Origin of the sequence: Paenibacillus ilasis (assembly GCF_043195395.1) — a bacterium.
GTDB classification, from domain to species: domain Bacteria; phylum Bacillota; class Bacilli; order Paenibacillales; family Paenibacillaceae; genus Paenibacillus_AQ; species Paenibacillus_AQ lautus.
This window is the reverse complement of sequence record NZ_JBHDJG010000002.1, coordinates 188,818-212,738: the sequence shown is the minus strand read 5'-3', so window position 1 is coordinate 212,738 and position 23,921 is coordinate 188,818. Positions and strand designations below refer to the sequence as shown.

The 23,921-nt window shown below is 47.6% G+C and carries 24 protein-coding genes and 1 pseudogene; 8 read left to right on the top strand and 17 right to left on the bottom strand.

Annotation, left to right across the window (positions count from 1 at the left end):
* Positions 1-138 precede the first annotated feature (138 nt).
* The 5 genes from ACETK5_RS21175 to ACETK5_RS21155 all read right to left on the bottom strand — a co-directional run bounded on the left by ACETK5_RS21175 (position 139) and on the right by ACETK5_RS21155 (position 5,903).
* A complete protein-coding gene (locus ACETK5_RS21175; RefSeq protein ID WP_394057678.1) occupies positions 139-501 on the bottom strand; it encodes a hypothetical protein in 363 nt (120 codons plus the stop codon).
* Positions 502-1,106: 605 nt separating this feature from the next.
* The gene (locus ACETK5_RS21170) at positions 1,107-2,720 is read right to left on the bottom strand and encodes a glycoside hydrolase family 36 protein (protein ID WP_394057676.1); all 1,614 of its coding nucleotides are present in this window, start codon (positions 2,718-2,720) and stop codon (positions 1,107-1,109) included.
* Positions 2,721-2,751: 31 nt separating this feature from the next.
* Positions 2,752-3,585, bottom strand: coding sequence for a carbohydrate ABC transporter permease (locus ACETK5_RS21165; protein ID WP_100539700.1), 834 nt, complete (start codon positions 3,583-3,585; stop codon positions 2,752-2,754).
* A gap of 19 nt (positions 3,586-3,604) precedes the next feature.
* Positions 3,605-4,501, bottom strand: a complete 897-nt coding sequence (locus ACETK5_RS21160; protein WP_100540235.1) for a carbohydrate ABC transporter permease — start codon at positions 4,499-4,501, stop codon at positions 3,605-3,607.
* Positions 4,502-4,589: 88 nt separating this feature from the next.
* Entirely contained in the window at positions 4,590-5,903 is a 1,314-nt protein-coding gene (locus ACETK5_RS21155) for an ABC transporter substrate-binding protein (RefSeq protein WP_100539699.1), read from the bottom strand.
* A gap of 267 nt (positions 5,904-6,170) precedes the next feature.
* On the opposite strand from ACETK5_RS21155, the gene ACETK5_RS21150 reads away from it, so the two are divergent.
* Both ACETK5_RS21150 and ACETK5_RS21145 read left to right on the top strand, forming a co-directional pair.
* Positions 6,171-7,901 carry a cache domain-containing sensor histidine kinase gene (locus ACETK5_RS21150; RefSeq protein WP_394057673.1) on the top strand — a complete coding sequence of 577 codons (1,731 nt, stop codon included), beginning with the start codon at positions 6,171-6,173 and terminating at the stop codon, positions 7,899-7,901.
* The gene (locus ACETK5_RS21145; RefSeq protein ID WP_394057671.1) at positions 7,894-9,396 is read left to right on the top strand and encodes a response regulator; all 1,503 of its coding nucleotides are present in this window, start codon (positions 7,894-7,896) and stop codon (positions 9,394-9,396) included. Before ACETK5_RS21150 ends, ACETK5_RS21145 begins: the two co-directional genes overlap by 8 nt.
* 377 nt (positions 9,397-9,773) lie before the next feature.
* Here the strand turns inward: ACETK5_RS21145 and ACETK5_RS21140 are convergent, their stop codons facing one another.
* Positions 9,774-10,568 carry a sensor domain-containing protein gene (locus ACETK5_RS21140; RefSeq protein WP_394057669.1) on the bottom strand — a complete coding sequence of 265 codons (795 nt, stop codon included), beginning with the start codon at positions 10,566-10,568 and terminating at the stop codon, positions 9,774-9,776.
* Between the two features lie 381 nt (positions 10,569-10,949).
* Here ACETK5_RS21140 and ACETK5_RS21135 point away from each other — a divergent pair, with 381 nt between their 5' ends.
* Entirely contained in the window at positions 10,950-11,300 is a 351-nt protein-coding gene (locus ACETK5_RS21135; protein WP_326119513.1) for a hypothetical protein, read from the top strand.
* A 236-nt stretch (positions 11,301-11,536) separates the two neighbouring features.
* Here the strand turns inward: ACETK5_RS21135 and ACETK5_RS21130 are convergent, their stop codons facing one another.
* Genes ACETK5_RS21130 through ACETK5_RS21115 form a run of 4 tightly spaced genes read right to left on the bottom strand, consistent with a single transcriptional unit; the run spans position 11,537 to position 14,991 of the window.
* On the bottom strand, positions 11,537-12,142 hold the full coding sequence (locus ACETK5_RS21130; protein WP_098741438.1) for a response regulator transcription factor: 606 nt from the start codon (positions 12,140-12,142) through the stop codon (positions 11,537-11,539).
* Complete coding sequence (locus ACETK5_RS21125) at positions 12,143-13,315, bottom strand: sensor histidine kinase (protein ID WP_394057667.1); 1,173 nt, start codon at positions 13,313-13,315, stop codon at positions 12,143-12,145.
* Positions 13,316-14,059: an ABC transporter permease gene (locus tag ACETK5_RS21120; RefSeq protein ID WP_326111729.1), complete on the bottom strand. Its 744-nt coding sequence runs from the start codon at positions 14,057-14,059 to the stop codon at positions 13,316-13,318.
* A 26-nt stretch (positions 14,060-14,085) separates the two neighbouring features.
* Positions 14,086-14,991, bottom strand: coding sequence for an ABC transporter ATP-binding protein (locus ACETK5_RS21115; RefSeq protein WP_394057664.1), 906 nt, complete (start codon positions 14,989-14,991; stop codon positions 14,086-14,088).
* 419 nt (positions 14,992-15,410) lie between these two features.
* Between ACETK5_RS21115 and ACETK5_RS21110 the strand changes: the two are divergent.
* Positions 15,411-15,524 (top strand): annotated as a pseudogene (locus tag ACETK5_RS21110) (hypothetical protein); the annotation flags it as partial.
* A gap of 180 nt (positions 15,525-15,704) precedes the next feature.
* Here ACETK5_RS21110 and ACETK5_RS21105 read toward each other — a convergent pair.
* Entirely contained in the window at positions 15,705-16,157 is a 453-nt protein-coding gene (locus ACETK5_RS21105; protein ID WP_028404204.1) for an HNH endonuclease, read from the bottom strand.
* 267 nt (positions 16,158-16,424) lie between these two features.
* On the opposite strand from ACETK5_RS21105, the gene ACETK5_RS21100 reads away from it, so the two are divergent.
* Positions 16,425-17,216 carry a nucleotidyltransferase domain-containing protein gene (locus ACETK5_RS21100; RefSeq protein WP_100539690.1) on the top strand — a complete coding sequence of 264 codons (792 nt, stop codon included), beginning with the start codon at positions 16,425-16,427 and terminating at the stop codon, positions 17,214-17,216.
* Positions 17,217-17,627: 411 nt separating this feature from the next.
* Here the strand turns inward: ACETK5_RS21100 and ACETK5_RS21095 are convergent, their stop codons facing one another.
* Entirely contained in the window at positions 17,628-17,900 is a 273-nt protein-coding gene (locus ACETK5_RS21095) for a DUF6809 family protein (protein ID WP_100539689.1), read from the bottom strand.
* 149 nt (positions 17,901-18,049) lie between these two features.
* Here ACETK5_RS21095 and ACETK5_RS21090 point away from each other — a divergent pair, with 149 nt between their 5' ends.
* Positions 18,050-18,268, top strand: a complete 219-nt coding sequence (locus tag ACETK5_RS21090; RefSeq protein ID WP_006207663.1) for a helix-turn-helix domain-containing protein — start codon at positions 18,050-18,052, stop codon at positions 18,266-18,268.
* A gap of 151 nt (positions 18,269-18,419) precedes the next feature.
* On the opposite strand, the gene ACETK5_RS21085 is transcribed toward ACETK5_RS21090, so the two are convergent.
* Both ACETK5_RS21085 and ACETK5_RS21080 read right to left on the bottom strand, forming a co-directional pair.
* The gene (locus ACETK5_RS21085; protein WP_394057661.1) at positions 18,420-19,202 is read right to left on the bottom strand and encodes a hypothetical protein; all 783 of its coding nucleotides are present in this window, start codon (positions 19,200-19,202) and stop codon (positions 18,420-18,422) included.
* On the bottom strand, positions 19,199-19,423 hold the full coding sequence (locus ACETK5_RS21080; RefSeq protein ID WP_394057659.1) for a hypothetical protein: 225 nt from the start codon (positions 19,421-19,423) through the stop codon (positions 19,199-19,201). The genes ACETK5_RS21085 and ACETK5_RS21080 overlap by 4 nt, the downstream gene beginning before the upstream one ends.
* On the opposite strand from ACETK5_RS21080, the gene ACETK5_RS21075 reads away from it, so the two are divergent.
* A complete protein-coding gene (locus ACETK5_RS21075) occupies positions 19,422-19,637 on the top strand; it encodes an S-layer homology domain-containing protein (protein ID WP_100539685.1) in 216 nt (71 codons plus the stop codon). The genes ACETK5_RS21080 and ACETK5_RS21075 overlap by 2 nt on opposite strands.
* Positions 19,627-19,767 (top strand): S-layer homology domain-containing protein, encoded by a 141-nt coding sequence (locus ACETK5_RS21070; protein ID WP_100539684.1) that lies wholly within the window; start codon positions 19,627-19,629, stop codon positions 19,765-19,767. The genes ACETK5_RS21075 and ACETK5_RS21070 overlap by 11 nt, the downstream gene beginning before the upstream one ends.
* Positions 19,768-19,828: 61 nt before the next feature.
* On the opposite strand, the gene ACETK5_RS21065 is transcribed toward ACETK5_RS21070, so the two are convergent.
* The 3 genes from ACETK5_RS21065 to ACETK5_RS21055 all read right to left on the bottom strand — a co-directional run bounded on the left by ACETK5_RS21065 (position 19,829) and on the right by ACETK5_RS21055 (position 23,896).
* On the bottom strand, positions 19,829-20,236 hold the full coding sequence (locus ACETK5_RS21065; RefSeq protein ID WP_394057657.1) for a TetR/AcrR family transcriptional regulator: 408 nt from the start codon (positions 20,234-20,236) through the stop codon (positions 19,829-19,831).
* A gap of 164 nt (positions 20,237-20,400) precedes the next feature.
* Positions 20,401-21,972, bottom strand: a complete 1,572-nt coding sequence (locus ACETK5_RS21060; protein ID WP_100539682.1) for a response regulator transcription factor — start codon at positions 21,970-21,972, stop codon at positions 20,401-20,403.
* Positions 21,973-22,048: 76 nt separating this feature from the next.
* Positions 22,049-23,896: a sensor histidine kinase gene (locus tag ACETK5_RS21055; RefSeq protein ID WP_243390895.1), complete on the bottom strand. Its 1,848-nt coding sequence runs from the start codon at positions 23,894-23,896 to the stop codon at positions 22,049-22,051.
* Positions 23,897-23,921 lie beyond the last annotated feature (25 nt).

Below are 23,921 nucleotides of genomic sequence, written 5' to 3'. Positions count from 1 at the left end.
GCCGCACGACTGAACGCGAAGCCCGCTCGGCCATAAATACGTAACATCCCTTGTTTCCGAATTGCATCTGGGCCGGTAAACAAAAAGCGACCGGTCACGGTCGCTTCTTTATGGAATGTACGGAGGGGATTCAAACCCCTATAGTGAAAAATCCGTAACACCCTTTTTATATGCATATTTCAGGGTATATGTTTCTTCGGTTCCGTAGGGCATGGTAGCCATTTTTATGCGAGTATAATCAAGCCGGCTCTCTCTTAACACTCTTTTTACCAAGGCTATCGCCCGTTCTTCTTCCGTAATGACACAGAATATATTAAGCGAATATTTTTTTGGATCGGATATGTTTTTCCCCATATCAAAACCGTCAACATGGCCTAAATCTGCATCTGCTAAAGATAGTTGCAAGTATTTCATTACTTGTTCTCTCAACCAGTGATCACGTTGGCTGCCTTTTACACTTTTCAGAGGATACTGTACAACTAACCAGAATTTTTCGCTCATTCAGATTCACCAGCCAATCTTCTGTTAATGTAGACATTAAGGATTATTATACCACAAATGGAAAAGCCACCAACCCGAACGGGCTGATGACTTGTGCATGGTTTTATGGAGGCGAGCCGTGGCTTGGCAGGATGTACGGTATGCCGCTAAAGCTTACCCGCTATGTAACGGCATAGGCTTTTTTGTATTACTGTTATTCAGTTCGGCAGCAACTAGCCGCGTACAGATTCCCTGATTAGGATACCGCCATCCAGCATTGTTAAAGTCCATCGATTTTGCGTTAATTGAGGACACTGGTTCCGCTATTTCCTTGTTTTTACCGATTTCGAAGCAATATGCGGACAAGAGATCCGCTATTCCGGGATTTATCACGGATTATTCCGTGATTATGATACAATAGCGGATCCTCTGTCCGCGTGAACTCCAGAATAGGCCGAGTCCCGTAAATAACGGATCCCCTGTCCTCATGATCTTCTTAATGGGCGAATTTCAGCATATAGCAAGGCCTCTTCCGTCCGCATAAAACGAGAATAGGCCGAGTCCCGTAAATAAGGGATCTTCATCCACTTGCCAACGGAAAGCGGTACTTTCTTGTTCGAAGGCTGTTAACGCCACCATTCGTGATCTCTTGTACCTGCCCCCAAGACGGCTTCGCCGTTCCAGCTGTAATTCCGGACCTCCCCGGCAATCTTCCATAGAGAAGGACAACTGTTATACATCCAGTCTAACGGCTCCGCTGTCGGAAGCGGACGGGAAGCTGCCCCAAAGGCCTGCCGCACCTCCCGCTTCTGCTGCCCGCTTAACTCCTTCTGGTCGGCCGACACGAAGAGCGGCGTACCGCTGTTTGCCAGCAGATCGAGCCACTGACGGTTGAATTCCCAAGGCACCTCGGTGGTAATGCCCACGCAATCCGCGTCATGGCTGAACAAGGTTCCATGCTGAGGCATCCGGAAGGCCAGCGTATTCACGCCCATTCTGCGTGTTCTTTCCCACGATCTGCCGCTGGTATCATCTCCGGTGCGCTGAATTTCAAACAATCCCGCCGCCAGATGCCCAATCGTATTGCAGCCGATAATCAGACTGTCCTTCGAAGCCTCTGCAATCGTCCGGTACAAGTCGAGAACGATTTCGGCGGTGGTGCGGGAAGTATCGCTCAAGGCGTACGGCAGCGCATGGGCTTTTCCCTTCATCTGAAAACCCCATTGTCCGAATAGATCGAAGGTCGAGAAATCATGCTTGATCAGCTCATAACCCCATTCATGCAACCGACTCATCGTTTCCGCGACATATTCAAGCACATCCGGGCGGCTCGGATCTAAGAAATGCCCGCCTTTCGTGTAACGGATCCAGGATTCCGGCACCTTCTCCTGCGTTAAGAGCGGACGACACCAGATGCCGGGTCGGACGCCAGCCTGCTTCATTTCATCCGCCAGTTCCGCCATGTCGGGAAAATCGCGATTTCCTATCCATGGACCGCCGTTACAGGTGCCGGAGCTGATCTGCCAGCCGTCATCAATGACCATGAACGGACGATTCGTTAAGCCCTCCGCCATGGCGGAAATAAACTGCGAATCTTCTACAATTTGATGATGGGAGCTTTTGCCGTAGGCATAATACCAGTTGTTGCCCCCATATACCGGAACGCTCGGCAGTACCGGTTGCTCGCACATGGAGCTGCACAGCATCCGGGTCGTCTCATACGGCGTCATGTTCTTGCCTCCATGGACCTGCACGAGCTCGGCGAATTTGAGAATCCGGTTTCCAAGAGTGACGCCTTGACTGCCACTGCTCACGTCCGCCGTCAACGTCACGCCGTCTGCGTCCACCTGCCAGCAGCACATCGAGCCCGCCCCGGTTTTCACGCCGAACCCGGCCGTTGACAAGCCGTCGTGAATCATGAAATACCAGGGCATCACGCGCTCCGGCTGCAGGCCGGACCAACCCATATCCCCGTAGCCGCGTTCCCAGTGATCTCCGAGCAGCGTTACAGGCCTCGTGAAGCTGTGGTTCCAACGAATGCGGATGGTATGCACCGCCGACTTTTTAGATTCCAGATAAAGTCCCATATCCGCTGCCGATTCCCGCAGCTTCATGGTCACTGCAACATGCCCCGTGCTCCACACCGAATCCGCCGCAGGCATCAGCTTTTCCCAGCCCTGTTCCGTCTCAGCCAGCACCAACGAAGGTGACTTAAATATATTAAAATCCAACCCTTTCACTTCCTTCCAAGCTTTTATCGTATGTACGAGGTTAGCCCTTGATTCCCGTCATCGCAATGCCTTCAATGAAGTACTTCTGGGCGAAAAAGAAAAGGATGAGCACCGGAGCACTGACCATGGTCGCAGCCGCCATCATTGCCCCCCAATCGCCGTCACCGTACTGGTTCTGAAAGGAACTGAGTCCTACCTGCACGGTGCGCAGTTCATCGCTGTTCGTGACGATCAGCGGCCAGAAGAAATTGTTCCAGGTCCCCATAAACGTGAAAATCCCCAGCGTCGCTACGGCGGGCTTCAATAGCGGCGTCACGATCGAGGCCAGAATGCGCATATGCCCCCCGCCTTCAATCAGGCCCGACTCGATCAGCTCCGTCGGAATGCCCGTAATGAACTGGCGCATCAGGAAACAGCCGAAGGCGCTGGTAAGACCGGGGATGATCAGGCCCGCATACGTATCCACCCAGTTCATTTGCGACAGAATGATAAATACCGGAATGATCGTTACCTGCGAAGGTACCATCATCGTCCCGATGTAGGCCAAGAAAAGCGTCTTTCTCCCCTTGAACTCCAGCTTGGAAAAGGCATATCCGCTTGCGACCGACGTAATCAGCACGCCTACCACGGTACTCGCCGTATAGAAAACGGTATTCAAAAAGTATTTATTCCAAGGAGCCATCTCCCAAGCCGTTTTGTAGTTGGACCAGGCAAATTCGGTAGGAATCCACTTGGGCGGATACACGAATACCTCTCCCGGCGTTTTGATTGAAGTCGTGATCATCCACACCAATGGCAGCAGGGTGGTCACCACCGTCAAAAACAGGATCACGTACACCGCAAGCATCCCGATCATGTGTGTTGGTCTTCTCATCCGTTAAACCTCCTACAACTCAATCCTCTTTCTTCTGATACGAGCTCCACTGCCAGATCGTGATGGCGAACAGCAGAATAAACAGCAGCACACTCACGGCCGAAGCCCTGCCGATTTTGAAAAACTCAAACGCATATTGGTAGATATAGTAGGCAATCATATTCGTCTGGTTCATCGGCCCGCCGTTGGTCAAGGCATAAATCTCGCCAAAGGTCTGGAAGGAACCGCTGATCGATGTAATCAAGATGAAAAATGTGGCCGGTCTGAGCCCCGGAATCGTAATGCGGAAAAATTTCTGGACGGCATTCGCGCCGTCGATTTCTGCAGCTTCATATAAGGATCTGGACACGCCCTGCAGGGCGGCAAGATAGATGACCATGTTATAGCCGAACGACTTCCAGATCGAGAAAATGATGACGGACAGCATCGCCGTATCCGGCGAGACAAGCCATTGAAAGGGATGGCTTGGATCTCCGATCCCGATTTTCTCCAGAAAATAATTCAGAAGCCCGTAGCTCGGTTCATAAATCCATATCCATACCTGTGCCACGGCGATAATCGGCAGGATAGATGGCAGAAAAAATGCTGCGCGCATCAGCTTTCGGCCTTTGATTTTGCTGTTGAGCAGCACGGCTACCACGATCGCAATGCCCATGGAGAAGGCCACCGTAAATATCGTAAATACGGTTGTATTGACGATGGACTTAGTGAACACGGGATCCGCAAAGGATTGCGTGTAATTATCCAGGCCCACGAGCGTGAATTGATTCGCGAATAAATCGACCTCGGTAAAGCTCAAATAAAATGAATAAAATATGGCGAACAGCGTAAATACCGCGATCCAGATGACATTTGGCGCGATCAGCATCCATGCGACCGCCGCATCCTTGCCGAACATACGCTTAAACTGTTTCATGTTTGCACCACCTCGCACGCGCTTCATCAGGAATAGAGGGAAGGAGACGGATGCCGCTTCTAACACCCCATCTCCCTCCTACTCGAGCCTATTTAGATGAAGACCACGTTTTTAATAACGGTTTGCTTTCCTCGTACGCTTTTTTCATGGCCTCTTCAGCCGTTTCCTTGTTATGCATGGCAGCTTCGATATGCGAAGTGATAACTTCGGTGATCTCCGTAAGAGTGAGCACGTTGAAAGGCTGGTATCTGCCGTACTGGTACCCGTCGATGTGAACCTGAATATCCGGATTCTCCTTGACGAAATCCTTCCAAACGGCGGCATCCGAACTGCTCTTGCGAATCGGAATCGAACCGTAGCCGACCGCGAATTCAGCCGTTTTTTCCGGCGTGGACAACCAGGTCAGAAAATCCCAGGCCGCCTTTTCCTTTTCGGGAGTCGTTTTGAAAATAAAATTGTTCGTGCCGCCCAAAATCGTGGCCTTGCCCTTCGTTCCTTCCGGCAGCGGCGCAATGCCGTAATCCAGCTTTTCGTTGGCGTTCAGCGTTGGAATCGACCAAGGCCCCGATATGCTCATTGCGATCATGCCGGACTGGAATCCGTTTTGCGGCGGCGACAGGCTGGCCACTTTATACTTGTTGATCAGGTCGGCGAAGAACTGGGTTGCGGCAATGCCGCCTTCTCCGTTAAACTGCAGCTCCGTACCTTCCGCATTGACATAGTCGCCCCCAGCCTGCCACATAAAGGGTGCCCAAGCGGCATCCAGCGCTCCGCCCTGCGTCGTCGGCAGGGACATTCCCCATCTCTTTTTAGTCGGGTCCGTCAGCTTCTGTGCCGCTTCGACCAGCTCATCCCAGGTTTTCGGCGGGGTCACGCCCGCTTCATCAAACAGCTTCTTGTTGTAATAGAGCGCACGATTATTCGTCTCAATCGGGATGCCGTAGGTCACCCCGTCAAATCGCACGTTACCGTCAATCAGACCGTTCAGGAAATCATCCTCATTCCACTTGTCCGGCTCAGCCTGGATGAATTCATCCAGCGGTTTGACGACATCCTTCAGCGGTCCCAGCCACATTGGCCACATCAGCATCCCGACTTCCGGCAAAGCCTTGCCTGCAGCCGCTGCCGTTAATTTGGTCACCATATTGTCCGTATCCACGAATACGAGCTTCACCGTGGCATTGGATTGCGATTCGTTATATTTTTTAACGATATTTTCTAAAAATTTCGCGCTTTCTCCCGATGCACCATGCCAGGCTGTAATCGTCACTCTTTTACCTGAGGCCGCCTGATCCGTGCCGGAAGCTCCCTCTTTGCCCGAAGATCCGGAGCATGCCGATAATAGGCCCAACAGCATGGCTGCCACCAGCAATAAAGCCAGTCCTTTACAATTTTTGATCACTCGAAGACCCTCCAATTCGTAAATCTCACATCTTCTTTTCTCCTTGCCCTGTTCTGCAGTACAGCGCATCAGTAAAGCGTTGATTTAAAGCTGATTTTACTGTAGATTAACGGTACCGTGTCTACTTTCTGCTGAAAATCCAGTATTGTAAGCACTTACATGAATGTGTTGAGTTCATGATATACAAAATCCGGGGACAGGAACACCGACGAATCTTAGCATTAAAGTGGAAAAATCTTATGTACTTTGGATACGGGAGGTTAGGCTTTGGCTGGAAAAACGCATTTTTTCAATTATTTGTACCGCAGGACGGTCGCTTACATCGTCTGTTCCGTCATCGTGATCACGGTTCCCCTGCTCATTCTGCTGTCGGTCTACTCCAGGAACGAGATTATGAAATACAATAACGAAGCCATCGGCCTCATTAACGATCAGCTCGATTCTTTCTTCCGTTCAGTCGAAAACACGCAAAACATCATTACGACCGACAACAGCGTCGTTCTGCCGCTTACGCTCTACTACGCTGTTCCCAATTACGATTCCAGCGCGGCCACCGAAGCGTTCCGCAGCATGTCCACCACGTTGAAGAACATGACCATGTTTCAGGACGGACTGCAGTTTTGCGTCGTGGGCCAAAAAGGGCATTTACCCGTCAACTCGACAAAAGAAGATATTAACGATAACTTTGTCCCCAGGGACGCGGCTTGGTACGAGACATTCGAACGAAATCCGGAGAAAAGCCGGATTTTTTACAACAATGAGCGCGGTTACTATCTTTCAGCCGAAAAAGCCATCTCCATCATCAAACCGATTCCCGACATCCAGACGAGAAAGCCGATCGCTTATGTCATTATGGATATCACCTACCCGGATTTCAGAGATATGGTCGAGCGGATTCATCCATCCATTCCGATCCGGATCCATGATCCTTCCGGACAGATTCTGTTCAGCAACATGGACCCTTCGAGTCAGCCGGCGGAGGCGGACAGCAAGCTGTTCAGCCGCCAGGTTTCACCGTTTACGGGCATCACGATTGAGAGCTACGTGCCGCAGCAGCTGTTCATCAAGCAGATCAGTGCGATCATCGTGGTGATTCTATGCATCATGGCTGTGTATCTGTTCATTATATTCGTCATTTCGCTTATCTCCATGAAGCGTTTTACCCGGCCGATCTACATGTTGATGAAAGCGATGAAGCAGGTGTCCAGAGGCAATTTAGAGGTCGCCGCAAACTATCAGGGGAACATCATCGAGCTCCATGACCTCAAAAATTCCTTCAATATTCTCGTGACCGGCACCAAGGACCTCCTTAAGGAAAACTATGAAATGAATCTTCTGAAGACGCAGGCGGAGCTGGATGCCCTTCAGCAAAAAATCAATCCGCATTTTCTATATAATGCCCTGGAGACTATCTCCAGCCAGGCGATCATCGACGGCTCCAAAACCGCCAGCATCATGTGCCAAAAGCTCGGAGCGCTGTTTACTTACAGCCTTCAGCCTCAGGATATCGTAACGCTGGAGCAGGAAATCAGGCACTTGAAGGATTATGTGTATATCGCCGAGATCAGCTCTTTTTATCCGCACATCTACGTGGACATGAACATCCATCCGGATACGCTGGACCAGCTCATACCCAAAATGGCGCTTCAGCCCCTCCTTGAAAACTGCTTCAAGCATGGGTTCGGCAGGGATCCGGGACATGCCCCCATGATCCGGATCCAAAGCAGCGTTCAGGATGGACATATTCGCATCGAAGTGAGCGATAACGGCAAGGGCATGTCCTCCGATGAACAGTTCCGGTTGAGAGAAAGCTTGAGGCAGGTGGAGAAAAGAACGCTGTCTTCTCCCGGCACCTCCATCGGGCTTCGGCATGTCCATTCCCGGCTGGCTTTATTTTATGGGGATTCCTACGCTATGGACTTTCAGTCCGCCCCTTCGCAGGGAATGCGAATCGTATTATTAGTTCCGATCCAACGAAAGGAAGATGCTGATGTATAAGGTCATACTCGCGGACGATAACCCCATTATCTGCCAAGCGCTGGAGAGCCGTATTCCATGGGACGAGCTCGGCCTGGAGCTTTCCGGCGTTTGCCATGACGGCAGCGACGTTTTGGATCTGATCGAGACCCATGCACCGCATATTATGATTACGGATATCAAAATGCCCATCCTGGACGGAATCGCGCTTATCGAGCAGCTGCGCTCCCACGGGCTTCCGCTGCAAATCATCATCATCTCCGGCTATAACGATTTTATATACCTGAAGAAAGCCATCGATTATGATGTGGCAGGTTATTTGTTGAAGCCGATTCAGGATGAGGAACTGATGAACAGTCTACGGAAAGCGATCGGTCATTTAAAAGAGCAGGAAATCGTCTCGCAGATCAGCCGATCGGCTCATATCCTGGAGCTGCGCGAATCCAAGCGGAACGCCAGCGGGCTTTTATCCGCTATCATTCGGGGTGCAGAGACCTGCGTACAGTCAGGAGAAGCCTTCGCTGATCTTTCTTTTCCTTCCTCCTATCAATGGCTCCTGTTTCAGCTGCCTCTTCAAGAGGATGGAGGAGTATCCGAAGTCACCATCGAAGATATTTTGGAGTATGAGAACTCTCTGCGTCATCGACATCGCCTAGCATGCCATCTACTGCTTCCATCCGATACCCTGCTGGCTGTCATCTCTCCCTATGAACATTCCGCTTCGGTATCGGACTTGGTTTCGAAGCTGCTTGGGGAAGATGGCATCCAGACGGCGCATGCGGCCAGCATGCCCTTTCGGTCGCTAATCAGCATGCAGCAGGAACTGATGGAAACAATCGCCGGTTTATACGGGCAGCTGTATTCGAGCCGATTCACGTCAGCCCCTGCAGGGCATGCCCCTTTCCTGACCCTCAAGGATCAGCAGATGATCGGCTTGCATCTCTCTTTGCATGATTACAAGGGCTCGCTCGCTTATATTTCCGAACAGCTCGATCAATGCCTCGCTGCGGCTCCGACACCGGGTCAGCTCGATACCTTCATCAAGACCGTGTTCAAGTGGTATTCCGATTATGAACCAGCCTATTACGGCATGCAGGAGCAGATGGATGCAGCGTTACTGGCTTCGCTTGCCTTTTCCTCGCGGGCCGACATACTGAATGCGTTGGCCCCGACGGTAGAACCGGCCTCCGAATCAGGGAGCAAAGCCATGAACGTCGTTCAATATATCGAGAAACATCTGCATCAGCCCTTGACCTTGAACATGCTGGGCAAAATCTTTCATCACAACAGCATCTACCTCGGACAGCTGATCAAAAAAGAAACGGGAATGCCGTTTAATCAACTGGTGAACAAGCTGCGCGTCGAGCGGGCCGAAGAGATGCTCCGCCGCAATCCCGATGTGAAGCTGGCGGACTTGGCCTATCAGCTGGGCTTCTCGGACAGCAAATATTTCTCCAAGGTATTCAAGAAGATTACGGGAAGGCCGCCAAGCCAAAGTGTAGAATCCGAAATGTAGAATGGGTGTCTGACAGATCTATGGACGAATGGAACACCCTTTTTGCTAAGACCGAAACCATAACCGTAACTCGCCTGGATACAAACGATGGGGGAAGAAACATTTATTCCATACAACATAAAAAGAAAAATGAACCTTCCAAACGAAGGGTTCATTTGCCTTTTCATCAGTAAAAAGAAAAAAACCGCTCAGTGAGCGGGTTTTATGGACGCGAACCACGGCTGTGTAAAGCCGCCTTAGGATCTATCAATCCACGGCTTCTCCCAGAAATGATACCTACGCTCATTCAATGCCCAATAGGATATTGCATAGATATCATAGAGAGATTAACACGTAGACGATACGCACCAAGTAGTAGATTCTAAAAAAGAGTGCTTCTAAAACTCTCTATGGGCTGGCTGCATCATCCCTTGAGTAGGTTGATCCTCTGGGTACTCGTAATATTGCGACTGAACGGGCGCATGGATTTGTGCTTCCATCGGCGGCACTGACGGCTGCTGATAGGGCTCATCCACATACATGATTCTACGCAGAATTTGCATAAGCCCATTCACAACGCGCAGCGCGACCCAGAACAGGATAAGGCCAACACCTACGTACAGCAGGTATTGCTGATTATAGGTCCAATCTATATGAAAATAACTGAACAAGCTATTCTCCAAAATATCAAGCTGCAGTTCATTCATCAAAATAATATGCACGACCGGAAGAGCAATCAATCCGAGTCCCAGTGAAATTACCGTTACCATAATCACAAAGAATACGATGCCAGTAACAAATCTTAGTAATACGAGGAGCAGATTTCGAATAAATAGCGCACCGTCAAAACCGCTCACCATTCGTTTCAACCAGTTCTGCCCCGCTTCAGACTGTTGATTGTAGGAATACGAAACGGAAGGCGTAGGTAAACCCAAAATTTGTCTAATCATGCTTTGTTCAAAAAGTACAATCCCGTTCAACAGCTTAGCTACTCCAAAAAACAGCGGTATTCCGATAAATATTGGAGTTAAACCGATGGATAGTGTAATTCCCGTTATCGCTACTGTAAAATAAATAATCCCTAACGGGAGAGATAGCATTAAGTATAGGATCGTTGCATAGGTTTTTGGATTAAAAAGCGCCCAGTTCACCTTTCCAGACCGCGCTTTAGCGGTCGTTTCTACTTCCTTCATATTCAAACACTCCTTTGGTTTCATAAGTCACGCACGCTCTGAGATATAAATCCATTATATCTGCCTTATTTGCCTGACATAACCGTCTTAGGGGGTATCTGAACCTAGACTTTAGGCTAGGGAGTAACCTGGCTCTGATGAACTTATTGAAGCGATGACCCTATTTTAAACTCGCCGCACGACATTTTTTTGTCTGGACATGCAGTTTTCTCTACTGTTGTATTCCAATTCATCCAGCAGCATTTTGACTGCAATTTCTTTAAAGTTCAGCTTATAGGCTTCTATGTATTTCCTTTTATTACTCCAGAATTTGTGTTTTATTAAATATAGAATGAAGCTATCATAATTCTCGTTTACTACCTAACTGAAGGGGATCTTTACATGAAACAGCCATTAAGTATCATCCCAGAACAATGGAAAAGAACTGGGATTGTCACGATCGGCGGTCTACTTATAGGAGCAGGATTTGCCGATTGCCTGATTGCCTTGAATTCAATCGATTTAAATCAAATCGCTAGAGGGTTAACGATCTTCAGTGCAGGTCTGACCATCTTAGTCGTCATGGATAACTCCAAAACACAAAGACAGACCGAGAAACTCCAAAAAGAAACGCAGCTTCGAATGGAAAGAATAGAAGATAAGCTGAACGCCCTTCATCAAGCCCAACAATTAACGAATACGCAGTTTCTTGAAATCAAAGAACTGATGCATCAATCCAATTCGGAGAACTAAACTTAATACTTTGTTTCAGATATATAAAGTAAAAAACCCGCTCAATGAGCGAGGGGTTTTGTATGAAGGCGAACCGTGGCTGTGTAAAACCGCAATTCGCTGGAGTGTATTGATTAGGTTACGGTATCTATAAGTAGCGGATCATAAAAAAAGAGAGCTTCCAAAGCTCTCTATGGGCTGGCTGCTTCATCCCTTGAGCGGGGTGATCCGCTTACCTCCATACCTCGGAGTTCTCCTTAATCCAACCATCCCTTACTACGTGCAATATCTATGGCCTCAATCCGCGTATTCGCCCCGAGCTTCCCAATCGCCTCTGACATATAGTTCCGTACCGTTCCATAGGATAGAAACAGCTGTGCTCCAATATCTTGAAGAACTAAGCCTTGGGCAGCCAACTTCATGACTTCGCGCTCCCTGGGTGATAATGGACATGGATCATCCCATACCGCGAGCGACAATTCTGAATTGATGACACGTTTCCCATCATAGACCCGACGAATCGCATCAGCCAGTTCCTCGCTGCCCGTATCTTTAAGCAGATATCCATAAACTCCTGCCTGCATAGCCCGCTGGAAATAACCAGGACGCGCGAATGTCGTCAAGATGATGACACGACAAGCTAACTTATTTTTTTGAACCAATTCCGCAATATCTAACCCCGTTTTCAGTGGCATCTCAATATCCAGAACGGCTACATCTGGTTCATATTGCTGAATCATGGACATCACTTCTTCCCCATTTTCAGCTTGACCGACTACTTCAATATCATCTTCTAAGGAGAGTAAGGTTGCCAGTGCTCCCCTTAATAACTTTTGATCTTCTGCCAAAACAATACGAATCATTTAAGCACTACCTACCTTTTCATTTCGTATTACCCTAGGTATATGTAAGGTGACTTCCGTCCCCTTGCCTGAGGATGAGGACAGCGACATACGCCCGTCGATCATAACCAACCGTTGCCGTAATCCGGCGAGGCCATTACTGCTAGTATAGAATTGATCCATATCTGCCCCAATACCGTCATCACGTACAGAAACACGAACTTCCCCTTCCTGAATGTCGAGAAGAACGTTGCAACTTGTTGCTCGGCTATGTCGAACCACATTTGTAATCGTCTCGCGAAAACACATCGCCAAAATCGTCTCCTGCAAGGGTGTTAACGGAAGCGGATTGTTCACTAATGCGTCTTCCGTCCCTACATTAGAAGGTATGGGATCTGAAATCGATTGATATTGAAATAAAAGCGGTATGCCCGCTGCTGAACATAACGATACAGCATGCTTATATTCATCAGCGAGGTATGTAACTTTCATCTCCGTTACCAATTCACGCATTTGTTTCAAGGCTGCGCGTGCCGTTTCTCGTATTTCACGAGCCTCTGCTATCGCTCTCTCGGGATGACGATTGACCAGTTTCTCAACGACCTCCCCTTTTAGTGCGATTAATGACAGCGTATGTCCCAATGTATCATGTAATTCACGTGCGATCCGCTGGCGCTCCTCCTGCTGTGCCATTCGTTCAGCAGTTTCTGCCCGCAGCCGCGCAGACTTCTGTTGGAACCTGGTCGAAGTTCGAATAATATACGGCAGAATACAGATGCCAAACATAGGCACCAGCCCTACCCATAATAGGCTGCCCATCCGATCCAAGTAAGGAACCGCAATAAATCCCATAGCTACAGTGAAAACGATCGTTATAGAGAGTAATATCGGCAGCTTTTGTTTGCTCAGCGGAGCAGCTATCATAAAACCCATAAACGTATACATAGGATGAAATACAGCTGCTAAAATTAAAAGTATACCCACCTGAACCATCAATATTGGCGTGGCCCACTTTGCATAAAAGTAGGATTGTCGAAACGATAGAACGAATATGCCTAACAGAACAAAGCCAAGCCACTGTATACTTGATGGCTCATAAAGTAAAAAGTACACGGGTATCATTAAATTTGTTAACAAAAAATAAGGGGCGACTCCTTCCGATTTTGGAAAGAGACGCCATTTCTCTCTATTCAATTAGACCGCATCCCGTCGATTATAAATATAGATTGATAGTAGCATAAAGAAGAGACCGCATCCTGTCAAAATTATGAAATCAATACTTGCTGGAGTTTTTCCGGCGATCATATTCCATGCCCCATTGGCGTAACGATGAGATGGAAGCCATTCCCCGACCGAGCCCATCCAACTTGGCAAAGTACTAAGCGGCATCCATAGCCCCCCCACAATGGCAAGCCCCATCTGTAATACATTTCCGATTGCTACCGAGGTATTCGCATTTTTAAGCGTTCCTAACAAGGCACCAAGCGCCAGAAAAGATATGCTTCCAATCCATAACCATAATCCGCATAAAATCCATTGCCCGGCTGTCAATTGTATATCATGAACAAGGCCAGCAGATAAAAATATAACAACAATGACGATCAAGTGAACAGCCATTTGCGATACAATTTTGCTACCAATCCAGACTGCAGGAGATAGTGGAGTCAGCTTCAACAGGCGTACCCACCCATCTTGATGCTCGAACGATAGACGGATACCGAATTGAGATACGGCTGTACCAATCAAACTGAATGCAGTCATCGACATCAATGAAAAGACACCCCAAGTTGTGGATTGAATCGATTGATCTACCCCATTCATACTCGCAAATAAAAAGTAGAAAGCAAGCGGCATCGCAATGGAGAAGAGTAAGAAAAATGGACTGCGGATAATTCGTATACTTTCTGCTTTAGTCTGGGCAACAAACATATGTAACATGGCTATTTTCCTCCTAAAAATGTTTATTATCGTATAATCATTTGTTTATTTGAGCCTGTAAGACTTCGGAATGTATCTTCTAAACTGGCGGATTGAATATCAATATCGGAAATCCCCCATTCAGACTGCATCAGTGTAAGTAACAATACATCGGTCTCTTGGGCATACAGACGAATTCGCTCGCCGTTGCACTCTGCCTTTTCTACACCAGGTAATGTGAGCCATTCCTGCTCAGCTGGCGCGTTCGCCGCTCGAAAAGAAACGGTTCTAAGTGCTGTTTGAGCCTTTAAACGTTCTGGAGTCCCCTCCGCAACAACCTGTCCACTGGCGATTACTGCGATATGATCTGCGACAGCATCAGCTTCCTCTAAATGATGTGTAGTTAAGAGTACCGTACGTCCGTCACTTGCCAGCGCTTGGATGGTGTCCCAAAAGCGGCCACGAGCCTCGATATCCATTCCGACGGTTGGTTCATCAAGCAGGAGAAGCTCTGGATTTCCCGCCAAACTCTGGGCGAAAGCTAATCTACGACGTTGTCCTCCAGACAGGGAGGATGCGCGCCGTTTCTGATCCGCGTGGAGACCCGAAATGTCTAACAATCGCTCTAGCGACATCGGATTACGATAATAACTGCGAAACAATTGAAGCACTTCTTTGACCGTAAGTCCATCTGCCGCTTTAACATCCTGCATTAGCGCTCCGACGCGTTGTCGTAATTCTTTTGTTCCAGACGGGACTCCCAAGACCCTGACTTCTCCTGATGTTGGCTTGATCATTCCGAGTATCATAGAAATGGTTGTTGTCTTGCCTGCCCCATTCGGTCCGAGCAATGCTGATATTTGACCTTTCTCAAATGATAGATTCATATGATCAACGGCACAGTAGTCGCCGAATTTCTTCACTAGATTTATACATTCAATCGCCTTTGTCATTTTGTCCTAACCTCCGCTAATTTCTTCTTTCGTTACTTGATGTCCTCATTATATTGAAAAAGCGCGAGATTCAATTAGTGTGGGTTGTCACAAGCCGGTTATGACAAATGTCAGAAAAAAAGGACCGAAAGCAAAAAAGAAGGACCTCTAGGCCCTTCTTCAGCATAACGCGCATTTGACACTTTTGGAGTGTGGTCATTGAGGTGTCTTGCTTTGCAAACTTTTAGCTAAGGATTTTATACTTTTAATCGAACATAGAAAATCCACAACCTCAAGTTTAAACCCTATAGTTTTCCAATTTTATGACTTTATAATTGTTATAACAATTGAATATGGTGATAAGAAGGAAATCTGATGAACAGGATGATTGAGATGGAATTATTAGAAGTCAACAAAGGTCTCCTTACCTGAAGGAATAAGTGCGGACTTCATGGGTACTTTGGCGAAGATGCTTATCCTACTATTTTGAAATAGCGGCAGCTTTGTTCGAATCCCTTGGTCAAAACCATCCTTTCCATAACGCAAATAAATGGACTGCTTTTACAGCACTGGTTGTACTCCTACTCTTTAATGGTCTGCACTTCAAGATGGATGCAAGAAAGCCGAAAATTCTACAGTGGATATGGTTTACCATCAATTCGATCGTCAACAAACGGCTGCGATCATTGAAGCTCACTGCACCACGATTCTCAAATCATAAATCTAAGCCTTACTCAAGTGTCCCCTTTTTTCATTGGGCGATGTCTGTAATTAGCGATAAAGATACGCCAGCACAGCTTTATAAGATTCGGAACAGCGCGTGCGTTTTCTTTGAGATAGGACCATGCCGGACGGTTTCCACGTTTCGTATTGCATTCGCTGCATGAAGCGATCAGGTTGTGGGGAAGATCCGAGCCCCCTTTGCTTGAGGGGATAATATGGTCTACTGTCGTGGCGTGCCCTCCGCACCACAAACAAGTGTGATGATCTCGTTTCAGTGCAGCTTTTCGATAGCCCCGAAATAAGAACGGATTATAAAGCAATTGGATCGTCTGCTCATCAATCCAGACAGCTCGCGATCGCTCAACTTCCCGCCAAGCCCGATGGAGCAAACACGGGGTTAGCTGTTGACCATCCATATTGAGCACCGTTATCAATCGATCCTCTCCATCATGACTATGATTCATCGATTTCACTCCATCTGTAAGACATTGCTCTAACCTATAGTATTAATATAAAACAAAAACACCATCCTCATGCGGATGGTGTTCATTATGATGGAACCGAGGGGAGTCGAACCCCTGTCCGAAGATAACGACAACACAAGCTTCTACGGGTGTAGTGACAGATTTGATGTCACCTGAGTATTACCCGTTTGACAACGAATTTACCACAATGATATATTGGCGTAATACCCATTTATATATGGGTCCTATCTTTAAGGAGTGCATAGCATGATGTTACCCGTTCACGAACGCTTCATTAAGCAGGCAAAAAAGAAAATCAGTCGAGATAATCGACTTACGGGCCTCCTTGCAGGCGGCTCCATGATCCACGGAGCCATGGACGAGTATAGCGATCTAGATTTAGTCATCGTGTACGATAACGCGTATCGCAATGAAATTATGGAGCAACGCATTCAGCTCGCAGAAGAGCTCGAACAGTTACTGTCGGCATTCACAGGTGAGCATGTCGGCGAACCACGTCTGGTTATTTGCCTATACGGCCCACCGTTGCTTCACGTGGATCTAAAGTTCATTTCGAAATCGGAGCTTAGGATACGAACGGAGAATCCGATTGTGCTTTGGGAGAGAGACGAGGAGATCAGAACGATCCTTGCCGAGACATCCCCTGCCTATCCATCGCCCTCTATGCAATGGATGGAAGATCGGTTCTGGGTTTGGGTGCATTATGGTGCGGCGAAATTAGGAAGAGGCGAGTTGTTCGAGCTCATCCAACATATTACGTTTATTCGCAATGCAGTATTAGGACCGTTGATACTCATGCGTAACGGCCATCTTCCCGCGGGAGTCCGACGGCTAGAGCAATTTGCTGAAATGGAGATGGCTGAGCTTCGGGACACGATTCCACTCCACAGCTACGAAAGTTGTTACCGTGCGTTAAAGGCCACTATCAAGCTATATCAACGTTTACGCCAGGCTTCTGATGGTTGGATACGCAAAGAAGAAGCCGAACGCCATTCAATTGCTTATCTTGAAACCGTATATTCCACTATCCATAAATAAAAACATCTACAAGACAGTGAAATTTATTGTTCACACTTATCAGCTATTCTACAGCAAAAACCCGACCTCACGAGGTCGGGTTTTTCATGGTATTGATGGAACCGAGGGGAGTCGAACCCCTGTCCGAAGATAACGACAACACAAGCTTCTACGGGTGTAGTGACAGATTTGATGTCACCCTAGAGATTCCCTGTCACCGGATTCCCTTCAGGTCAGCCTGATTGTCTTCTTCAGCTAGCCCCAGGCGGAGACTAGACACTGTTTAATTTGCCCTTAGCGTTGATGGAGGTCGACGCATCTCACTACATCGATCAATCCATGAAGTTACATGCAAGCTATTTATCATTGAGGTGATAAGGATAAGTCTTGGAGAGAACTTTATATATAATCCTTACTATCTGTTCTTACTAATCACACGATCTCAGAATACACCTCGATAATCATCGCCGCTCCCAGCCTAAAACCATCAGTAAAAGAAGCAGCCATTTCCAGTCCTTGAACTTGTCGATATAAATCTAGTAGATCCTCGAGCTCTCGAAACTCATCTTCTGAAAGCCTCTTCTTCCAGCCATCCATGGACTCGGATATTTGCCGACTCAATTGGCCATACTGAGGATCGTTCGAAGCAACCTTTTCTACAGGATTCAACTGCCCGTAATATAAGGATTCCAGAAAGCTTGACATGGGATTCTCCTTCTCTAAAAGCTGATTTAAGGATCGATAAACACTGATAAATGCATTTTGTTACGTATATAAGTACCAGTATTGAGATCATTATACGGTACGCTTATGCGTATAGTCAAGTTGAAATCGATCTTTGAGAGGTGATTATAATGAGGAAAAAAGTTGTCGTTAAAATCTCAGAATTGACCAAGGCACATAATATTTCTTTGCGGGAATTATCCCGAATATCCGATGTACGGCACGCTGCATTAAGTGAACTTGCCAATGGAAAACGGGAAAGTATCAGCTTTAGTCATATTGAAAGAATCGCTGAGGCTTTGAATATAAGCGATATTCGGGAAATTATTGAGCTGGTGGATGAGCAGTAGGGTGCTATATACCATGATAATTTCAACTCTATTTATGTATCCTTACATTTAATATCAGGATGATTGTAAAGTGTTAGACTACAAAACAATTGTAATCACTTTGGAAGGCAAAACCCACTCATTGAGCGGGTTTTGTGATGTTTATATATATTTACACATAATAAGTCACGTTCATCACATATTGTTTTATCAATTTATTAATCGATAAACTCTCTGCTTGTTCCTGTAAAACTCTCTTTACCTCTGTAATTTCGTGTTTAGAGCTTTTTCTTTTGCGTGGATCATTAGGGTCCCACTTATCACTATCAAACCATGCTACCAAATATAACCCATACAGTGTCTTTCCTTCTTTTAAATATCTGTTGGATAGCTGGTCTTGCATAGCTTCAAGAAGCTCTGGATGCCAATTCCCTTTAATCTCTATTATAACTGTAATCTTCTCATATTTATTATTATCAGGTAGTACAGCATCTACATGGATGTCCGTTCGTTCTCCTATTTCCGATCCTAATGTAGGTTGAAGTTCAACTTCGCGATTTGTTATGATTCCTCTCCCTCTTATTTCATCATCTAGACGTTGTTTAATATAATTTGAAAATTCATTTTCGTTCCAAGGAGTGAACTTGCCATTCCCCAAATCATTCCATAAAGAACGCACTTCTAGGGTGGCGCCGTGAAGCCTTTTTTCAATTCTATTTAATGCATCGATAATGACATCAAGAAGCTCTTCACCACTCCGTACGAGTCTCTTTTCTTTATTACTTGCTAGTAAAATAATATCAATAGGTCGAGGAGGAGTCCATGTATTGCGTCTAGCAGCCTGATTAGCCACAGCTAATCCCCATTTCAGCCAACCCAAATGCGGCAATTCATCAACAACTCTTTTATATTCAAATTGTGATTCCTTAGTTCCACGCGTTTTCAATAGTTTCAAAATATTATCTCTATAAGGTCAGCCAGCAGTGTTTCTTTTACAGAGTTAAGTTTTATCAACGCTTGGCCCTCATCTGCTACTGTTAAAAAAACCCCTTTTAGAAGCTCTGTTTGAGTATTAAAATCCCAACCTCTTACCCACCCTTGTGTAGAATAATTACAAAGTGCTACTGCCCCTAAAATAGCTACACTTTTCCTTACCCGCGCCGAATTTACGTTCATGCTGACCAAGACGCTTAAGCTGGAAGGAGCAGGTTCAGCGACTGCGTTTACGGACGAGGCCAAAATCGGCGGATGGGCGAAGCAAGAAATCGCGGATGCTGTTGAAGCAGGCATTGTGAGCGTGTACCTGGACGGTAGCTTCCGGCCGAATGCGCGTATTACCCGTGCGGAAATGGCAGCGATGATCGCTAGAGCGCTTAAAACTGTCTGCTAAAGCGGGCGCAACGACCGGCTTCGCGGACGATAAGGACATCCCGAAGTTGGCGAAAGGCGCAATTGAGGCGGTTCGCAAGCTGGGCATCGTGAGCGGCCGCGGCGACAAAACAATAAAACAACATAAATAACAGCAGGCATCTCCAACCCGTTAGATCTACGGCGTACAGAAAAACATTGAATCATCGACGATCATATGGTCAACGCGTCATCCAGGGAGAATCTTGATTCTCCCTGTTCTATCACTAGGGTCGGATAACTTCTGCCGTCAACCACTGGATATTGTGCATAGGCTTCTCTCTTGGAAGACTCGTAAATCCATGAACTGAAAAGCGTCAGGATAATCGATGCAAGATGTGACAACTTTTTTCCACACATTCCCGAATCGTTTCGGAATCGACGACTCGTCGTAAAAGTCCTGCAGCACTGTCTCAGTCTGGAATTCGACGATGCTTTTTTAGAGCACATTGACGATATCCTCTTTCCCCGAAAAAGCGTTGTAAATACTCCCATGGATACGCCGGATTCATTCGAAATCATTGACATCGAGGTAGCCTGCAAGCCATTCTCCCGAAAAAGTCTGAGCGTTGTATACAGCACTTTTTTTGTGATTTTTTGTATTTATCGAACATCGCGCTTTTCCTTCGCAGTCTATTAGAAAGAATGTTCAATCTAATTTTAATACGTATTTATTAGTGTCATCTTTCATCATAAATGCCGCGGCATTCCAAGCTACCTCAAGAGAATCAGACTGCCCATCCGCATCAAAATCCATCCGCGACTCCCTGCGGCGGCTCTGCTGTCCGCTTGCGGTATTCCTTGGGCGAGAGCCCTGCTACTTTGTTGAACATATGCGTGAAGTAATTGGAATCGTTAAAACCGATGGCTTGGGCGATTTCGAAAATTTTCATATCGGTGCTTTTGAGCAGGATCTTCGCTTTCTGCACGCGCAGGTTTTGGATATAGCCGGTGACGCTTTCGCCAGTTTCTTTCTTGAACAGGTTGCTGAAGTAGCTGGGGTTGAGATGAACATGCGCCGCCACCTTAGCCAATCCGCATTCGTCCATATATTTCTCTTCGATAAACCGGATGGCTTGCTTGACCGGATTATCTTTTTTGCCGGCAAGCCAGTTGTTATGGGAGAGTAGGAATTCATGGATGTATCCCTGCAGCCAAGCCACAATCTCTTCGGGCGTCTCGCATTTGTAGACGGAACCCCACTCGATGGAACGTGCGGCCATCCGCCATACAGGAAACTGTACTTGCACCAGCCGGAGAAGGGCCGTGGCCAGGAGCAGGGCTTCGATTTTAGCGGTTTGCAGGGGCATACTACTGATCCGCACCTCTTGATCTAGAAGCTCCTTGTTCAAACGGCCATTGTCTCCCGACATAAGCCAGGATACGATTTCCTTCTCCTTTTCGTAAAGCGCCGTCTGGTTAAGTAAAGATTCATAGCCAGTACTGCGCTCAGAGGCCGCCTCCCGGCCCAGCCCGCTGCAATACCGCTCGTAAGCCTGACGCAGGTCCTCCGCCATGCGGCATCGTCCTTGTCCGCAGTAGGCAAGCGCCAGTTTCAGATACTGCTGAATCGAATCGGTGAGGATCTGCAACCAGGAAGAAGGCATTTCCGGCCGGGAATCCGTCCTGTCCACCAATAAAGCCCATTCCGATGAACTCAAGGAAAAAAAACGGAAGCCTCCGCCATACCATTTATGCAAATGCTCCCTGACAATGTTGCCGAGAGCAAACTGCAATAGCGGCATATCCTGGGCGGAATAATGTTTTTCTGAGGAAATATAGGTAGGGATGCTAAGAAAGTAAAGCTCGCATTCCTTCATCCGTCCGAGCAAAGCCTCCACCTCTCCGTTGTTGCAGGACATGCCCATAATAGCTGAGCGAAGCTGGCTGTCCTCATGCTGGCGCTTCCAATCCTCCACCAGCCGCCCGGACTGATCCTCTTCGATCAGCCGTACATAGGTCCGATCGAGCATGTTTAATATATCCGCTTCTACGCAAGGTTTCGTGATAAAGTCCAGCACTCCAAACTTGAGGGCGGACTGGGCGTAAGCAAAATCTTTGAATCCCGTGATGATCACAATCTTGGTCCCCCAGCCGCGAGCCTTGATTTCCTCGGCCAGTTCGAGCCCATCCATATGGGGCATGCGGATATCGGTTAACAGCAAATCCGGGATGCATTGCTCCATCGAAGACAGAGCGGCCAGGCCATTTGCCGCTTCTCCCGCCACCACCCACTCGGCGGACCGTTTCCCGGCCAGCTTGAGCAATCCTTTGCGAAAATTCGGTTGATCCTCGGCGATAAACAGCTTGGCTTTCATCCATTTCCCTCCTAAAAGTTTTGTGAGCGTTACCTCATGATAAGCTTCGAGCAAAACTCGCTTCGAAAGAATAGGCTTAGTACTCTTGCGGGATCGTCTGAATGGGAAGCTTGATGTGAACGGTCGTTCCTTTTCCCTTGACGCTGGAAATCTCTACTCCGTAAGGAGCCCCATACACCAGTTCAATGCGTCGCAGCACGCTTTTAAAGCCAATTCCCGTTTTGTTGTTCTCAGACAGCGCATCCTCAGCTTCCTTCAAAGCATATAAAGTGCTGTCATCCATGCCGCAGCCGTTGTCAGCCACCTCGATATGCAGCGCTCCATCCCGTAAAGCCGCCTTCACCCTGAGCACCCGGTCTTCATCCATATTTCGGAAGGCATGCACAAAAACATTTTCCACCACCGGCAGCAGCAGGCATCTCATCATCCGTAGGCCCAGAAGCGATTCTTCGGCCTGAATGATCGTTTCAATCTCGCCGGTAAACAATTCGGTCTGAATCTTAATGTAATTCCGTATCTGCTGCAGTTCTTCTCCCAGCGTCGTATCGGTCTTGACGGATTTAAGCGAATACTTCAGCATCTCCGAGATGGCGTTGATTAGTAGAGCCGCCTCTGCCTGGTCGTCGTTATACAGCTTCCAATACAGTTCATTGAACAGGTTATGCAGATAATGAGGGTTCAATTGCGCCTGAATGGCTTTTAATTCCGATTCCCGCTGGCTGATCTGGGCCAGATACACTTTGTTGATCAGAGTGCTTACTTGCTCCGCCATGCTGTTGAAGCTCTCACCGATGAACCCGAGCTCATCGCCGGAACGGACGCTAATCCGAGCCGAGAAATCCCCCGAACGCAATTTCCGCAGCCCCCGCAGCAGATCAGCCAGTGGCTTCAGCAAGGTTCTGGTAGAAATCGTAATCAGCAGTGCGCTAAGAAGCACGACGCCAATTCCGGCAATAACAAAGATATGGATGATGTCTTTGTTTTTGCGTTGAATTTCCTCCAGAGAAACCCCTCCATATAACGTGAAGCCTGCCGGTTCCAGACGATGGCGGACAAATAAATAGGTGACCCCACTCATCTTGACATATTGGGGATCGCCGGCTTCGATCAAGCGCATGAGTTGTTCCGTCTCCTCCTGATTCATATTGGCGTAGAGCAGTCCCTCCAGAGGTTCCAGCAGCAGTACCTTACCGTTGCCGTTCTCCGTAAGATCCCGCAGCACTTTGGACACCAGTCTTTCCTCCATGACCACCACCATGGTTCCGTACGGAATCAGCTTATCATTGAGCATCCGTCTGGCGGCAATTAGCACCGTCCGGCGTCCGCCAGGATCGACACTACTAGGCAGACTGGCCCGTCCCCAGACCAAGTTCCCCCGATGCGATTCCAGCTTGCCCATCAACATGGCCATTTCTTCAGGTCCGGGTTCCCCTGACGCCCCATTTTGGGAGCGAATAGCCAAATCTCCATTTTCATTGAACAGAAAGATGGAACGAATCGACGGCGTATCCACTTGCAGCGTGATCAACTGCTCCTCCACGTACTTACGGTTCTTGTATTGCGTATAGAGATCCCCTCCGGGATCAAGGCTCTCTGTGACGAACATTTCTATAGAAGGGTTCAGTATAATGGATTGGGATACCCGGCTTACCTCTTGGAAGGTGAGTTCCAATCGGGCCAAAGCCTGTTCATTGGCAATGGAGAACTGCTTGCTGATCTCGTCCTCCATCAATTGGACATTTAAGCGGTAGACCAGCCACCCCGCTAATGCAAAGGCTAATGTGACCATACACGAGAGCAGTACAATCAGCTTCAACTTGAAGCTGCCCTTCATTTCTCCGGCAATTCTCCCCGGCCAACTTATCGGATTCAGTCTGGCTCCCTCCCCCAAACGATGATGTAATCCGATTGTAATCCCTTTCATCCTGAATTAAAACAAAACTTGGCCC